The following is a 591-nucleotide window of genomic DNA, read 5'->3' on the forward strand; positions in this document are numbered from 1 at the left end:
TCACCTACGGCGATCTTCAGTCCGAAATGGACATGATCAACCGCGCCTATATCGAGGTGATGACCAAGGGCGACGCCAAGGGCCGGGTGTTCACCTTTCCGATCCCGACCTACAACATCACCCCCGACTTCCCGTGGGAGTCGGAGAACGCCACCCGGCTGTTCGAGATGACCGCCAAGTACGGCCTGCCGTATTTCCAGAACTTCCTCAATTCCGAACTGAAGCCGCACATGATCCGCTCGATGTGCTGCCGGCTCCAGCTCGATCTGACCGAGCTGCTGAAGCGCGGCAACGGCCTGTTCGGCAGCGCCGAGCAGACCGGCTCGGTCGGCGTGGTGACGATCAACTGCGCCCGGCTCGGCTACACCCATCGCGGCGACGAGGCCGGGCTGTTCCGCCAGCTCGACCATCTGCTCGACATCGCCCGCAACAGCCTGGAAATCAAGCGCAAGGTGATCCAGCGTCACATCGATGACGGGCTGTTCCCCTACACCCGGCGTTACCTCGGCACCCTGCGCAACCATTTCTCGACCATCGGCATCAACGGCGTCAACGAGCTGATCCGCAACTTCACCGCCGACGCCGAGGACA

At 62.4% G+C, this 591-nt stretch carries 1 protein-coding gene; it reads left to right on the forward strand.

Translation table 11 applies throughout. The annotated features are described in order from the left end of the window. Positions 1 to 591: anaerobic ribonucleoside-triphosphate reductase (nrdD, locus tag ACFSNB_RS18945; RefSeq protein WP_377319350.1), on the forward strand; the 591-nt coding region annotated here is incomplete at both ends.

Origin of the sequence: Phaeospirillum tilakii (assembly GCF_042683125.1) — a bacterium.
Lineage (GTDB): Bacteria > Pseudomonadota > Alphaproteobacteria > Rhodospirillales > Magnetospirillaceae > Phaeospirillum > Phaeospirillum tilakii.